Here is a 15,050-nt window from a genome sequence, read left to right as displayed (position 1 = left end):
TCATGGACGTCATCATTGCTTTGGGCCTGATCTTGGTGCTGTTCGCAGTGCTCGGATCGGGCCTGTGGATCGGCCTGTCACTGTTGGCAGTGGCTTTGGTCGGCATGGAGTTTTTTACCAACCGCCCAGTGGGAGACAGCATGATGCTGACCATCTGGGGGTCTACCTCCAGCTGGACGCTGACGGCTCTGCCGCTGTTTTTGTGGATGGGCGAGATCCTTTTCCGCAGCAAGCTGTCAAGCAGCATGTTCAAGGGCTTGGCGCCGTGGCTGGAGCGCCTACCAGGCCGCCTTTTGCATGTGAATGTGGTGGGCTGCACCATCTTTGCCGCAATCTCGGGCTCGTCGGCCGCTACCTGCGCCACCATCGGCAAGATCACCTTGCCTGAACTCAAGCAGCGCGGCTATCCCGAAGATATCTCCGTGGGCACGCTGGCTGGTGCGGGCACCCTGGGTCTGTTGATTCCGCCGTCGATCATCATGATCGTCTATGGCGTGGCGGCCAACGTTTCGATCTCCAAGCTGTTCCTGGCAGGGGTGATTCCGGGGCTGATGCTGGCTGCGCTGTTCATGGGCTACATCATCGTGTGGGCCCTGTTCAACAAAGACAAGGTGCCCGCGCCTGACGCGCGCCTCAGCTTTGTGCAAAAGCTGTATGCCTCCCGCCACCTGATTCCCGTCGTGTCGCTCATCGTCGTGGTGCTGGGCGCCATCTACAGCGGCATTGCCACCGCCACCGAAGCTGCCGCGCTCGGTGTGGCCGGGTCGCTGATCCTGGCCAAGATCGAGGGCTCGCTGAACTGGGAGCGCTTCAAGGAAGGGCTGGTCGCCGCCTGCCGCGTGTACTGCATGATCGGCCTCATCCTGGCGGGTGCCGCGTTCCTCACTCTGGCCATGGGCTTCATTGGCCTGCCGCGGCACCTGGCCGAGTTCATAGGCGCGCTGCACCTGTCGCCCTTTGCGCTGATGCTGCTGCTCATCGTGTTCTTCATTGTGCTGGGCTGCTTCCTGGACGGCATCTCCATGGTGGTGCTGACCATCGCGGTGTTGCTGCCCACGGTGGAGGCCGCAGGCTTTGACCTGGTGTGGTTCGGCATCTTCATCGTGCTGGTGGTCGAGATGGCGCAGATCACGCCGCCTGTTGGCTTCAACCTCTTCGTGTTGCAGGGCATGACGCGGCGCGAAGTGACCTGGATTGCACGCACGGCGCTGCCTCTGTTCGCTCTGATGATTGTGGCCGTCGTGATGACGTACTTCGTGCCCGATGTCGTGCTCTGGCTACCACGCCAGATGCAGGGCTGACCCCCAGCACCCACGCCTGAAACGTCCGCGCAGGAGTTCCCCATGAAAACTTTGGTGTTGTTGGCCGCGCTCGCCGTGGCCCCGGTGGTGCACGCCCAGACCCAGTGGAAGCTGGCCACGGGTTACCGCGCGGAGTCGTTTCATACCCGCAATCTCGTGCAGTTTGCGCAGGATGTGGAGCGTGCCTCGGCAGGCGCTCTGCGCATCGAGGTCCATGCCAACAACGCCTTGTTCAAGCTGAACGATATCCACCAGGCCGTGCAGGAGGGCAAGGCCCAGGCGGGAGAGACCATCATGACCAACCTGGTGCGGGACATCCCCATCGCCGGGGCGGATGCTGTGCCGTTCGTGGTGCGCAGTTACGCGGACGCGCGGCGCATGTGGGACGTACAGCGTCCGTTGATCGAGTCGCACATGGCCAGCAAGGGGCTCAAAGCGTTGTACGCCGTGCCCTGGCCGCCGCAGGGGCTGTTCTCGATCAACCCCGTGCGCTCGTCCGCCGACTTCAAGGGCACGCGCATGCGCACCTACAACCCCGGGACCGTGCGCATTGCCGAATTGCTGGGCGCCACGCCCGTGGATGTGCCCATGGTCGAAGTCAACCAGGCTCTGTCGGCCGGCAAGCTCGATTCCATGATCACTTCGGCCCTCACGGGGGTCGAGAACCAGGTCTGGGGACAGATCAAGCAGTACTACGGCATCAATGCCTGGTTTCCCAAGAACATCGTCTTTGTGAACCAGCAGGCTTTCGATGCATTGCCTGCACCCGCACGCCAGGCGGTCACCAAGGCTGCCGCCGAGGCGGAGGCTCGGGGTTGGGCAATGAGTGCTGCAGTGGCCGAAGAGTCGGTGGCTGAGCTGCAACGCAAGGGCATCAAGGTGGATCGTGCGCCGGCGGATTTTGATGCCGAGCTCAAGCGCCTGGGCGAACGGTTCTCGCGCGAGTGGGTGCGCTCGGTGGGCAGTGAGGCCAATCAGATCTTCATCCCGTACTACACGCAGCGCTGACCTTTCCTGCACGTCTTTCAGGAGAAGCATCATGCACACGCCCTCGGACACCATAGAGATGTACCTGCGCGCCAAGGACCTCAATCGCCCGCACCTCATCGCGCAAGCCTTTGCCGGCGGCGCGCTGCTGCAGATGGAGATGCGCCAGGGCGAAGGGCAGGCCCTGGCCTGCACCCTGGGCCGCGAGGCCATTGCCGAGACGCTGGTGCGCAACTTTGGCCGTGCTTATGAAAACGCCTACACCTTTTGCCTGACCGATCCCCCGGCACCGGCCTGCACAGACTTTCACTGCCTGTGGCTGTCTGCCATGACGGCCAAGGACAACCGCGCCGTGTGCGTGACTGGCGGCCAATACCACTGGCGATTTGCCCCTGGCAACCGCCTGGCGCAGGAGCTTCGTATCGTGATCGACACCATGCAGACCCTCCCGCCGGTAGACATCTTGCCCGTGATGGCCTGGGCCGTTTCGCTGGCAGGCCCCTGGTGCCCTGTGGAGCGGGCTTTGGCCACCGCTCCTCCCATTCCTGCCGTGTGGCAGGTCATGCAAAGGCTGGCCCCCGCCCACCTTGCCGTCGCCTAGCCACACAGCCACCACCTCTTTCCATTTTTTATCTCGGAGCCACTACACATGACCACCATGACACCCCAAACGCACATCCCACGCTGGCAGTTCTGGATCGACCGGGGCGGCACCTTCACCGACATCGTGGCCAAGCGGCCCGATGGCTCCCTGACCACCCACAAGCTGTTGTCCGAGAACCCCGAGCAGTACAAGGATGCCGCCGTGGCAGGCATTCGCCACCTGCTGGGCCTGAAGCCCGGCGAGCCTGTCACGCCCGCGCTGGTGGAGTGCGTGAAGATGGGCACCACCGTAGCCACCAACGCACTGCTGGAGCGCAAGGGCGAGCCCACGCTGCTGGTCACCACACGCGGCTTTCGCGATGCACTGCGCATCGCGTACCAGAACCGCCCGCGCCTGTTTGACCGCCACATCCAGCTGCCCGAGCTGCTCTACACCGAAGTCATCGAGGCCCGCGAACGCATGGGCGCCCATGGTGGCGTGCTGCAGAACCTGGACGAAGCCACTTTGCGCGGTGACCTGCTGGCCGCCTATGGTCGCGGGCTGCGCAGCGTGGCCATTGTGTTCATGCACGGCTACCGCTATACGCAGCACGAGCAGGCGGCCAAGCGCATCGCCCAGGAAGTGGGCTTCACGCAGATCAGCACCTCGCACGAAACCAGCCCCATGATGAAGTTCGTGAGCCGGGGCGATACCACGGTGGTGGATGCGTATCTGTCGCCCATCCTGCGCCGCTACGTGGAGCAGGTGGCCAGCGAGATGCCGGGCGTCAAGCTGTTCTTCATGCAGTCCTCGGGGGGCCTCACTGATGCGGGCACGTTCCAGGGCAAGGACGCGATTCTCTCCGGCCCTGCAGGCGGCATTGTCGGCATGGCGCGCACAGCGGGCCTGGCTGGGCACGAAAAAGTCATTGGCTTCGACATGGGCGGCACGTCCACCGATGTGAGCCACTACGCCGGTGCCTTCGAGCGCGAGTTCGAGACCCACGTGGCGGGCGTGCGCATGCGCGCCCCCATGATGAGCATCCACACGGTGGCGGCTGGCGGTGGCTCGGTGCTGGCGTATGACGGCGCCCGTTTTCGCGTGGGCCCCGAGAGCGCCGGTGCCAACCCCGGCCCCGTGAGCTACCGCCGGGGCGGCCCGCTGGCCGTGACCGATGCGAATGTGATGGTGGGCAAGGTGCAGCCCCGTTACTTCCCCAGTGTGTTTGGTCCCGCAGCCAACGAAACGCTGGACGCCGATGCGGTGCGCGCCCGCTTTGAGGAAATTGCTGTGCAGACCCAGCGCAGGCCTGAGGAAGTGGCCGAAGGCTTCATCCAGATTGCCGTGCAGCAGATGGCCAACGCTATCAAGAAGATCAGCGTGGCGCGCGGCTATGACGTGACGCGCTACACCCTGCAGTGCTTTGGTGGTGCAGGCGGCCAGCACGCTTGCCTGGTGGCCGATGCCTTGGGCATGTCGCGCGTGTTCGTGCACCCGCTGGCGGGGGTGCTCAGCGCCTATGGCATGGGCCTGGCCGACCAGACCGTGATCCGCGAGCAGGCGGTGGAGATGCCGCTGGCGGCTGAATCTCTGCCCTTGATCGCCGAGCGCCTGGATATGCTGGGTTCTGCCGCGCAGGCTGAGCTGGAGCGCCAGCAGGTCAGCACCAACCCCGTGCAGGTGCGCCACAACGTGCATGTGCGCTACGAGGGCACGGACTCGGCCCTGGTCGTGCCGTTTGGTGACATGGCCAGCATCCAGACGGCCTTTGAGGCCGCCTACCGCCAGCGTTTTGCCTTCCTCATGGCGGGCAAGGGCCTGGTGGTGGAGGCCGTGTCGGTCGAGGCCATGATTGCCGGTGACGCCCCCGCCGAGCCGCGCTTGCCCGTGCACTCGCACCGCAAGCATCCGCAGCGCGAGGTGGTCAAGATGTACTCCGGCAGCGCATGGCACGATGCGGCCCTGGTGGTGCGCGAGGACCTGCACCCCGGCGACGTGATCCCCGGCCCCGCCATCATTGCCGAGAAGAACACCACCACCGTGGTGGAGCCCGGCTGGTCTGCGCGCCTGACCGACCTGGACCATTTGGTGCTGGACCGCGTGACGGCCCGCAAGGTGCAGTACGCCGCAGGCACCACGGTGGACCCGGTGCTGCTGGAGGTCTTCAACAACCTGTTCATGAACATCGCCGAGCAGATGGGGCTGCAACTGCAGAACACGGCGTATTCGGTCAACATCAAGGAGCGTCTGGACTTCAGCTGTGCGCTGTTCGACGCGGCCGGCAACCTGATCGCCAACGCGCCCCACATGCCCGTGCACCTGGGCAGCATGGGCGAGAGCATCAAGACCGTGATCCGCGAGAACGCGGGCAAGATGCACCCGGGCGACGTGTACATGCTCAACGACCCGTACCACGGCGGCACCCATCTGCCGGACGTGACGGTGATCACCCCGGTGTACGTGGCCGAGGGCAACGAACCCACGTTTTATGTGGGAAGCCGGGGCCACCATGCGGACATTGGCGGCACCACGCCGGGGTCCATGCCACCGTTCTCCACACGCATTGATGAAGAAGGTGTGCAGATCAACAACGTGAAGCTGGTGGACCGGGGCATCTTTCTGGAAGAGGAGGTGCGCACCCTGCTGGCCACGGGCGGCGGCACCACGCCATACCCCAGCCGCAATCCGCAGCAGAACCTGGCCGACCTGCGCGCACAGATCGCTGCGAACGAGAAGGGCGTGCAAGAACTTTCGAAGATGGTGGACCAGTTTGGCCTGGATGTCGTGCAGGCCTACATGCGCCATGTGCAGGACAACGCCGAAGAGTCGGTGCGCCGTGTGATCACGCAGCTCAAAGACGGCAGCTTCACCCTGCCGCTGGACAACGGCGCGCAGATCAGCGTGTCGGTCAAGGTCAATGTGGCCGAGCGCAGTGCGGTCATCGACTTTGCAGGCACCAGTCCGCAGCAGATGAACAACTTCAACGCCCCCCGTGCCGTGTGCATGGCGGCCGTGCTGTATGTGTTCCGCACGCTGGTGGACGATGACATTCCGCTCAACGCCGGTTGCCTCAAGCCCCTGCAGGTGAACATTCCGCAAGGCTCCATGCTCAACCCCAACCCGCCGGCCTCGGTGGTGGCGGGCAATGTGGAGACCTCCACCTGCATCACCAACGCGCTGTTTGGCGCCTTGGGCGTGATGGCGGGTAGCCAGCCCACCATGAACAACTTCACCTTCGGCAATGCGCAGTACCAGTACTACGAAACCATTGCCGGTGGTAGCGGTGCGGGTGCGGTGCTAGACGCGTCGGGCCAGGCGGTGCGCGGCTTTGACGGCACCAGCGTGGTCCAGACCCATATGACCAACTCGCGCCTCACCGACCCCGAGGTGCTGGAGTTCCGCTTCCCGGTGGTGCTCGACAGCTACGAGATCCAGCGCGGCTCGGGCGGCGCAGGCCGCTGGGCGGGTGGCGATGGCGGCGTGCGGCGCGTGCGCTTCCTGGAGGCGATGACGGCCAGCATCTTGTCCAACGGGCGACTGAACCCCGCCTTTGGCATGGCGGGCGGCCAGCCGGGCAGGCCTGGTGCCAACCGCGTGCTGCGTGCCAACGGTCAGGTGGAGGAGCTGGGCCACATTGGCGCAGCGCTGATGGAGCCCGGCGATGTGTTCGAGATCGCCACCCCCGGCGGTGGTGGCTTTGGCGAATGTGTCACGTCCTGACTTGATGGCCCGCTGACCCCGGTGGGGCAGGTGTTGTGTGCTGTGAGCCTTTAGAGGCGCACGGTGCATGGCGCACGGCGCTGGTCACCACCGACTTCGACCCCCGCACGGTGCGGGAAATGAAACAGGAGAACGCTCATGAACTATTTGCCCGCCACATCCGGGGCGCCTGGCGGCGCCGCCTTCTCCGCCGCACCGGCCGACGCGGAGTTCCGCCGTGCCGTGCCAGACGCTGCCGCTCAGAGCCCTGCACCTGCGCGGCACCGCCGGACTCTGAGCGTGGGACAAAAACTGGCGGCCAGCTTTGGCATTCTGGGCTTTGCGGTGGCGCTGCTGGGGGCCACCACCTGGCTCACAGGGCAGGACACGAGCCGTCAGGCCACGTTGCTTACCACGGAGCAACTGCCCATCGAACGCACCGTGCGCGACTGGAAAACCCAGTCGGTCTATATCGGCCAGATTGCATTGCGGGCCACGTTGTCGTCCGATGTGTTCCCCCTGGTGGCGGAGATGCGCAACCAGATCGACGCCGAAGCTGTATTGCGCAAGCGCATTGATGACGCGCTGGCGCAGGCGTCCTCCAGCGAGAGCGCGAGGCCGCTGTGGGCGCAGGCCCAGGCCGAGCGCCAGAAATATGCAGTGCTGCGGGACGCGCTGGTGCAAAACGCCCTGGAAGCCAAGATCATCAGCCAGAAGGAGTTGCAGGAACACGCGGCCGCGTTGACCCAATACCTGCGGTCCATCGACCAGTTGCTCGCAGCTTCCGAGCAGTCCTCCCTGAAGGCGGGGGACAGCATGATTGCCGACGCGTCCCGTGCGCAATGGGTCAGCGCTGTGGCGGTACTGGTGGTGGTGGCGCTGTCGGTGCTGTTTGGCTGGTTGCTGCGGCGCTCCATCGTGCTGCCGCTGCGCCAGGCGTCCGAGGCGGCCGCTGTGGTGGCGCGGGGCGACCTCACAGTGCGTATGCAAACCCAGCGTACCGACGAGATCGGCCAGTTGCTCACGGCGCTGGACAAGATGGTCGAGTCGCTGCACTACGTGGTGACCGAGGTGCGTGACTCGGGCGAATCCATCCATGTGGCCAGCTCCGAAGTAGCAGCGGGCAACACCGACCTGAGCATGCGCACCGAGCACGCCGCCAGCAGCCTGCAGCAGACGGCGGCCAGCATTGCCCAGCTGGCGCAGATGGTGGCCGCCAATGCCGACAGCACCCGCCAGGCCAATGCGCTGGCGCTCAACGCCACCGAGGTGGCCAGCAAAGGCGGCGAAGTGGTCAGCCAGGTGGTCAAGACCATGGAGGAGATCAATGCCAGCAGCAAGAAGATTGCCGACATCGTGGGCATCATCGATGGCATTGCGTTCCAGACCAACATCCTCGCGCTCAATGCGGCCGTCGAAGCCGCCCGTGCGGGCGAGCAGGGGCGCGGCTTTGCCGTGGTGGCCAGCGAGGTGCGGGGCCTGGCCGGGCGCAGCGCCAATGCGGCGCGCGAGATCAAGGCGCTGATCTCCACCAGCGTGGACAAGGTGAGTGACGGCGCCCGGCTGGTGGTGACCGCAGGTTCCACGATGGGCGACATCGTGCAAAGCGTGGAGCGTGTGACCACGCTGATGTCCGAGATCAACGAGGCCAGCAGCGAGCAGAGCACGCAGATCGGCCAGGTGAGCCAGGCGGTGGACCAACTCGACCACATGACACAGCAGAACGCCGCGTTAGTGGAGCAGGGCGCCGCAGCGGCACAGAGCCTCAAGGACCAGGCTAACCGGCTGGCGGGTGCGATGGGACAGTTTCAACTCACGCGCGCCGCCGCGTGACGGACGTTTCGCTGTAGATCGGGCTGATCTCCATAAAAGAGGGCCTGCAGTGCAGGCCCTTCAAGCGCAAGGCGCTATGAATTTTGAAGAAGCTTACATGCCCGCGTAGTTCGGGCCACCGCCGCCTTCCGGCGTGACCCACACGATGTTCTGTGTGGGGTCCTTGATGTCGCAGGTCTTGCAGTGCACGCAGTTCTGCGCATTGATCTGCAGGCGCTGGGCATCACCGCCCTTGGTCGTGTCGGGCACAAACTCGTACACGCCCGCCGGGCAATAGCGCGCCTCGGGGCCGGCGTATTTGGCCAGGTTGATGTTGACCGGCACGCTCGGGTCCTTGAGCGTGAGGTGGGCGGGCTGGTTCTCTTCGTGGTTCGTGTTGCTGATGAACACGCTGGAGAGGCGGTCAAACGTGAGCTTGCCATCGGGCTTGGGATAGACGATGGGCTTGCACTCGGCGGCGGGCTTCAGGTACGCGTGGTCGGGCTTGTCGCGGTGCAGCGTCCAGGGGATGTGGCCGCGCAGCACGAACTGCTCGAAACCGTTCATCAGCGTGGCCGTGGTCAGGCCGTACTTGAACCAGTTCTTGAAGTTGCGGTCCTTGTTCAGCTCGGTGTGTAGCCAGCTCTTTTCGAAGGCTTCGGGGTAGGCGGTCAGCTCGTCGTGCTGGCGGCCTGCCACCACGGCGTCGTAGGCGGCTTCGGCGGCCAGCATGCCGGTCTTGATGGCGGCGTGGCTGCCCTTGATGCGACCGACGTTCAGGTAGCCCGCATTGCAGCCCACCAGGGCGCCGCCTGGGAACACGGTCTTGGGCAGGGCGTTGATGCCGCTGGCGTTGATGGCACGTGCACCGTAGGACAGGCGCTTGGCCGTGATCTCGCCCTTCTCATTTTCGAAGTAGTAGCGGACGTTGGGGTGTGTCTTCCAGCGCTGGAACTCCTCGAACGGGCTCAGGTAGGGGTTGGCATAACCCAGCCCCGTGACGAAGCCCAGCGCCACCTTGTTGCCCTCCAGGTGGTACAGGAAGGCGCCGCCGTAGGTGTCGTTCTCCATGGGCCAGCCGGCGGTGTGCATCACAAAGCCGGGCTGGTGCTTCTTGGGGTCGATCTCCCACAGTTCCTTCACGCCAATGCCGAAGCTCTGCGGGTCGCGGTCCTTGTCGAGGTGGAACTTGGCAATCAGTTGCTTGCCCAGGTGGCCGCGTGCGCCTTCGGCAAACACGGTGTACTTGCCCAGCAGCTCCATGCCGAGCTGGAAGTTCTCGGTGGGCTCGCCGTCTTTGCCGATGCCCAGATTGCCGGTGGCCACACCCTTGACGGAGCCGTTGTCGTTGTAGAGCACTTCAGCTGCAGTGAAGCCGGGGAAGATTTCTACGCCCAGGGCTTCGGCCTGTTCACCCAGCCACTTGGTCAGGTTGCCCAGGCTGATGATGTAGTTGCCATGGTTGTGTGCAAACGGCGGCAGGAACATGTTGGGCACGCGAAAGCCCGACTTTTCCGACAGGAAGATGTAGGCGTCGTCGGTGACGGGCTGGTTCAGGGGCGCGCCACGCTTTTTCCAGTCGGGAATCAGCTCGGTCAGCGCCTTGGGGTCCATGATGGCGCCAGAGAGTATGTGCGCACCGGGCTCAGAGCCTTTTTCGAGCACCACCACTGAGACATCCTGGCCTTTTTCAGCCGCCAGTTGCTTCAGGCGGATCGCAGTGGCCAGGCCGCCAGGGCCGCCGCCAACGACCACCACGTCGTATTCCATGGATTCGCGGGGGCCGTATTGGGCGAGGATTTCTTCGTTGGTCATGGGCTTCTCGTCGGGCGTTTGATAATGGATTATTTTCTACAGAGCGCCGACCGCGCCCTGTCTGTCTGGCGACTGATTGTATTCACGGAATATAGACAATCGAACGACCGTTCTATTTTGATCAGTAGGGAGACTCTAAATGGCATACAGCATCGACTTGTCCGGCCGCGTGGCCTTCATCACGGGCGCCTCCAGCGGGCTCGGCGCGCAGTTTGCCCGCACGCTGGCCCGCGCGGGCGCAGGCGTCGTGCTGGCCAGCCGCCGGGTGGAAAAACTCAAGGAGCTGCGCGCGCGCATTGAAGGCGAGGGCGGTGACGCCCATGTGATCGAGCTGGATGTGACCGATCATGACTCCATCAAGTCCGCCGTGGCGCACGCCGAGACCGAAATGGGCTCCATCGACATTCTGGTGAACAACTCGGGCGTGAGCACCACTCAGCGCATTCAGGACGTGACGCCCGAGGATTACGACTTCATTTTCGACACCAACGTGAAGGGCGCCTTCTTTGTGGCACAAGAGGTAGGCAAGCGCATGCTGGCCCGCTCGCGCGGCGCGGCACCGGGTAGCTTCACGGGCGGGCGCATCATCAACATCGCCTCGATGGCGGGCCTGAAGGTGCTGCCGCAGATCGGCGCCTATTGCATGAGCAAGGCCGCCGTGGTGCAGATGACCCGGGCGATGGCACTGGAGTGGGGCCGGTACGGCATCAATGTGAATGCCATCTGCCCCGGCTACATCGACACGGAAATCAACCACCACCATTGGCAGACGGAGCAGGGCAAGAAGCTCATGGACATGCTCCCGCGCAAGCGTGTGGGCCAGCCGCAGGACCTGGACGCGCTGCTGGTGATGCTGGCCAGCGACCAGAGCCATTTTGTGAATGGCGCGGTGATCGCTGCCGACGACGGGTTTGCGGTCTGATTCACGGGACGCTGGCGGATATGAAGATCGAAATTCCCGAGGTCAAGAAGCTGGTTTTCGAGATGCGATTTCCGGTGCGCTGGGGCGACATGGATGCGATGGGCCATGTCAACAACACCGTGTATTTCCGTTATCTGGAAACTGCCCGCATCGAGTGGATGGTGTCCGTGGGCTGCAACCCCGACCCGCGCGGGCAGGGGCCGGTCATCGTCAATGCGTTCTGCAACTTCTACAAGCAGCTCGAATACCCGGCCGACGTACTGCTCAAGCTCTACGTGAGTGACCCGGGCCGCACCACGTTCGAGACCTGGGGCACGATGGAGCGCGTGGACCAGCCGGGCGTGATTTGCGCGGCCGGCGGGGCCACCACGATCTGGGTGGACTTTCCGCAGCAGAAGGCGGCGCCGCTGCCCGACTGGATGCGGGCGCTGGTTACCGCCAGCTGACCCTCCGCCCTGGCTCCTGAGCCCTCTGGTGGGGCTGGCGGAATATTATTGGGAGAATTCGGCTGGTAGCGCTAGTGATATATGCCTGGTTTGCTATCAAAAATATAGTATTGGCGCCTGAGGCAGCCAGCAGATCCAGCCCCTGGGTACCGAGGCGCGGCGTACCGCGTTCATACCGCCGCCCCTACGCAGCGCCTTCTCCTTCACTTCCTCGTTCTTTTTGTTACCTGTTAGGATGGTTCAGGCGATGAGAGAAGAAAGCGAATAAAGCCGGGGAGGGGATTTCTAACACTGCACCGACGTGCCGTTTTGTGCTTTCTGAATGAATTCAACCATCCAAGCAAGCGCAGCAGCCAATAGCATCAACAAGGTGACCAATCTGGTCATCGCGTCGGTTCTCTTCATGTTTGGTCTGTACGCCTTTGACGAATGGGGGCAGGTCAAGGGCCGTGAAGAGGAGCACATGCAGTCCAACCTGGTGCTGCTCACGCGGACGCTGGATACTTTCTTTCTCTCCAAACGCGCAGGCATGCTCAGCCTGGCGGAGACCATTGCGATCTCGCCCGGTGGCATCGACAACCTGGCCCAGGTGCAGCAGTTGTTGGTGGACTACCGCAAACACCGCCCCGAAGTCAGCCAGACCTATGTGAGCGACATGAACGGCCAATTGCTGGCCTCGTCGCACACGCCCAGCCTGCAGGGCCTCACCAGTCTGGCCGGTCAACCCAGCTTTCAGGACTTTGCGCGCGACGCACGGGACCTGCGCGACATCTACCTGGGGCGGCCACAGCGCGATGCGCTGAACAAGGACTGGGTTTTCACCCTGCGCTATGTTCTGCGGGACCCGCAAGGCCAGGCGCGGGCGGTGTTGACCGATGTGTTTCTCATCGATTTTCTGGAGTCGCTCTGGAAAGACGCGCCGCTGGTGCAGCAGCTCACGGTGGGCGTGCTGCGTGACGATGGCTACCTGATGACCCGTTACCCGGTGCCCACCGCAGTCACCAAGGACGAGGTCTATGGCACGCGCCGTGACGGCGCGCTGAGCCAACACCTCACGCAGCACCAGTTCCCGGTACAAGGGCGTGTGGAAGGGCCCAATGCGCTGCTCAACGGCCAGAACTTCATCAACCTGTTCCATCGGCTCGACAAGCTCCCGGTGACGGTGTTTGTGGGGCAGCCTGAGCTCCGGTTCTGGCAGGTCTGGGCCCGCAGCATCGACACGCCGCTGGCGCTGACGGCGCTGTTGCTGGCGTTCATCAAGTTCGTGTCGTTGCGCCTGGCACGCCGCGAGCGCGAAAGCGAGCAGCAAAGACTGGTGGTGGAACAAGTGCTACGCGACAGCGAAACCGAGCAGCGGTCGCTCATCGACAACCTGATGACGGGTCTGGTCATCCACGATGCGACGGGTGCTGTGGTGCGCTGCAACGCTGAGGCCAGCAATCTCCTGGGCCTGAGCTTTGATCAGATGACCGGCAAACAGCTGATTGACCCGGCCTGGTCCTTCCTGAATGAGGAAGGCGAGACCATGCCGGTGTCTGACTACCCCGCCTCGCGCGTGGTCGCCACCCGCGAGCCGGTCAAAGGCATTGTGGTGGGCATCGTCCGCTCCAAAGACGCGGATATCTGCTGGGTGCTGTGCCGAGCAGACCCCTGGTTCAAACCGGACGGCGGGATCGATAAAATTGTGGTGACTTTTGTTGATATCACCATGCGGCGCAAGCTGACATCTCAGCTGCAGGACCGCGAACTCAAGTTCAAAGCGCTGTTTGACAACAGCATGGACGCCGTGTTGCTGACCTCGCCCGATGGCACGGTGCTGACGGTGAACCAGGCAGCCTGCCGACTGTTTGGGCTGAGCGAGGCGCAGATCATTGCGCGTGGCCGCACGGGGCTGGCCGACCCTGCCGACCCTCGGTTGCAGGAGCTGTTGACCCGGCGCCAGCAGGCCGGGCAGGCGGTTGGGCTGCTGACCATGGTACGGGGCGATGGCAGCCACTTCACCGCCGAGATCAGCTCCAGCATCTATGGGGACAGCGAGGGCCGCCAATACAGCAGCATGATCGTTCGCGACATGACCGAGCGCCTGCGCAGCCAGGCCGAGCTGGAGGCTGCCAATGCGCAGATGCGCCGTATCAACGAGCAGCTGGCCGAGGTGGCGCACTTTGACATACTCACCCACCTGCCCAATCGCGTGCTGCTGGCCGACCGGCTGCAGCAGGCCATGGCGCACTGTGTGCGCCGTAGCAAGTCGCTGGCGGTGGCCTTTCTGGATCTGGACGGTTTCAAGGACGTCAACGACCGGCATGGACATGCAGCGGGCGACGAGTTTCTGGTGGCGATTGCCAAGCGTCTGCGGTCAGCGCTGCGCGATGGCGACACGCTGGCGCGTATTGGTGGCGACGAGTTTGTGGCCGTCATGACTGACCTGACGGCCGAGCACGACTGCGAGCCCTTGTTGTTGCGGCTGTTGCAGGTGGCGGCTGAGCCGGTGATGGTGAACGGGCAGTCCCTGCAGGTGTCTGCCAGCATCGGCGTCACCATGTACCCACAGGATGGTTCCAGTTCGGAGCAGCTTATCCGCCATGCCGACCAGGCCATGTACCTGGCCAAGCAGGCGGGCAAGAATCGGTTCCACCTGTTCGATGTGGCCAGCGATGCGGCCATCCGGATCAAGCGCGAAAGCCTGGAGCAGATTGCCACTGCCATTGCGCGGCGGGAACTGGTGCTGTACTACCAGCCCCAGGTCAACATGCAGACTGGCGAGGTGGTGGGCATGGAGGCGCTGGTCCGCTGGTTGCATCCGCAGCGGGGCCTGCTGGCGCCGGGGCAGTTCTTGCCGGTTATTGAAGACCACGACATGGCGATTGCAATTGGCGAGCGGGTGCTGGACATGGCCCTGTCGCAGATGGCGCAGTGGCTCGCGGCGGGGCTGCACATGCCCGTCAGCGTCAATGTGTTCTCCAAGCAGCTGCAGCAGGAGGACTTTGTGCACAAGCTGCGCCAGGCGCTGGCCGCGCATCCCTCGGTGCCTTCGTCGGCGCTGGAGCTGGAGATTGTGGAGACCAGCGCGTTGCAGGACATGGCCCAGGTGTCTGGCCTGATGCACGCGTGTGCCGAGCTGGGCGTGCGTTTTGCGCTGGACGATTTTGGGACCGGTTATTCGTCGCTGACCTACCTGAAAAAACTGCCTGCAGAGCTGCTCAAGATCGACCAGAGCTTTGTGCGCGACATGCTCGAAGACCGCGACGACCTGGCCATTGTGCAGGGTGTGGTCGGCCTGTCCAAAGCGTTCAACCGCAAGGTGATTGCCGAAGGTGTGGAGACCGTGGCCCACGGTCGCAAGCTGCTGGCCATGGGCTGTGTGCTGGGCCAGGGCTATGGCATCGCGCGGCCCATGCCTGCGCAGCAGGTACCGGACTGGCTGGACCAGTGGCGGGCGCAGCAGCCCTGGGTGCGCGAGACTGACGCAGACTTGCCGGCCTGAG

Annotated in this window: 9 protein-coding genes; 8 read left to right on the top strand and 1 reads right to left on the bottom strand. The window is 63.9% G+C overall.

Translation table 11 applies throughout. From position 1 onward, the window contains the following. The first annotated feature begins 2 nt into the window (after positions 1-2). From AC1Q64_RS00525 to AC1Q64_RS00505, 5 genes are all read left to right on the top strand, one after another. Complete coding sequence (locus tag AC1Q64_RS00525; RefSeq protein ID WP_492250070.1) at positions 3-1,301, top strand: TRAP transporter large permease; 1,299 nt, start codon at positions 3-5, stop codon at positions 1,299-1,301. 42 nt (positions 1,302-1,343) lie between these two features. Further along, positions 1,344-2,309: a TRAP transporter substrate-binding protein gene (locus tag AC1Q64_RS00520; RefSeq protein ID WP_492250069.1), complete on the top strand. Its 966-nt coding sequence runs from the start codon at positions 1,344-1,346 to the stop codon at positions 2,307-2,309. Between the two features lie 31 nt (positions 2,310-2,340). After that, on the top strand, positions 2,341-2,889 hold the full coding sequence (locus AC1Q64_RS00515) for a hypothetical protein (RefSeq protein ID WP_492250068.1): 549 nt from the start codon (positions 2,341-2,343) through the stop codon (positions 2,887-2,889). A gap of 48 nt (positions 2,890-2,937) precedes the next feature. After that, positions 2,938-6,591: a hydantoinase B/oxoprolinase family protein gene (locus tag AC1Q64_RS00510; protein ID WP_492250067.1), complete on the top strand. Its 3,654-nt coding sequence runs from the start codon at positions 2,938-2,940 to the stop codon at positions 6,589-6,591. A 138-nt stretch (positions 6,592-6,729) separates the two neighbouring features. Next, complete coding sequence (locus AC1Q64_RS00505; protein ID WP_492250066.1) at positions 6,730-8,403, top strand: methyl-accepting chemotaxis protein; 1,674 nt, start codon at positions 6,730-6,732, stop codon at positions 8,401-8,403. Positions 8,404-8,496: 93 nt separating this feature from the next. Here AC1Q64_RS00505 and AC1Q64_RS00500 read toward each other — a convergent pair whose 3' ends face one another. After that, entirely contained in the window at positions 8,497-10,197 is a 1,701-nt protein-coding gene (locus AC1Q64_RS00500) for an electron transfer flavoprotein-ubiquinone oxidoreductase (protein ID WP_492250065.1), read from the bottom strand. A gap of 139 nt (positions 10,198-10,336) precedes the next feature. Here AC1Q64_RS00500 and AC1Q64_RS00495 point away from each other — a divergent pair, with 139 nt between their 5' ends. The 3 genes from AC1Q64_RS00495 to AC1Q64_RS00485 all read left to right on the top strand — a co-directional run bounded on the left by AC1Q64_RS00495 (position 10,337) and on the right by AC1Q64_RS00485 (position 15,049). Further along, positions 10,337-11,119, top strand: a complete 783-nt coding sequence (locus AC1Q64_RS00495) for an SDR family oxidoreductase (RefSeq protein WP_492250064.1) — start codon at positions 10,337-10,339, stop codon at positions 11,117-11,119. 20 nt (positions 11,120-11,139) lie between these two features. After that, a complete protein-coding gene (locus tag AC1Q64_RS00490) occupies positions 11,140-11,565 on the top strand; it encodes an acyl-CoA thioesterase (RefSeq protein ID WP_291436952.1) in 426 nt (141 codons plus the stop codon). A 322-nt stretch (positions 11,566-11,887) separates the two neighbouring features. After that, the gene (locus AC1Q64_RS00485) at positions 11,888-15,049 is read left to right on the top strand and encodes a bifunctional diguanylate cyclase/phosphodiesterase (protein ID WP_348714513.1); all 3,162 of its coding nucleotides are present in this window, start codon (positions 11,888-11,890) and stop codon (positions 15,047-15,049) included. Position 15,050: the final 1 nt, after the last annotated feature.

Source organism: Acidovorax sp. GW835-FHT14G06, from assembly GCF_058793595.1.
Note: the sequence above shows the minus strand (reverse complement) of the source record. Positions and strands in the feature narration are given on the sequence as shown.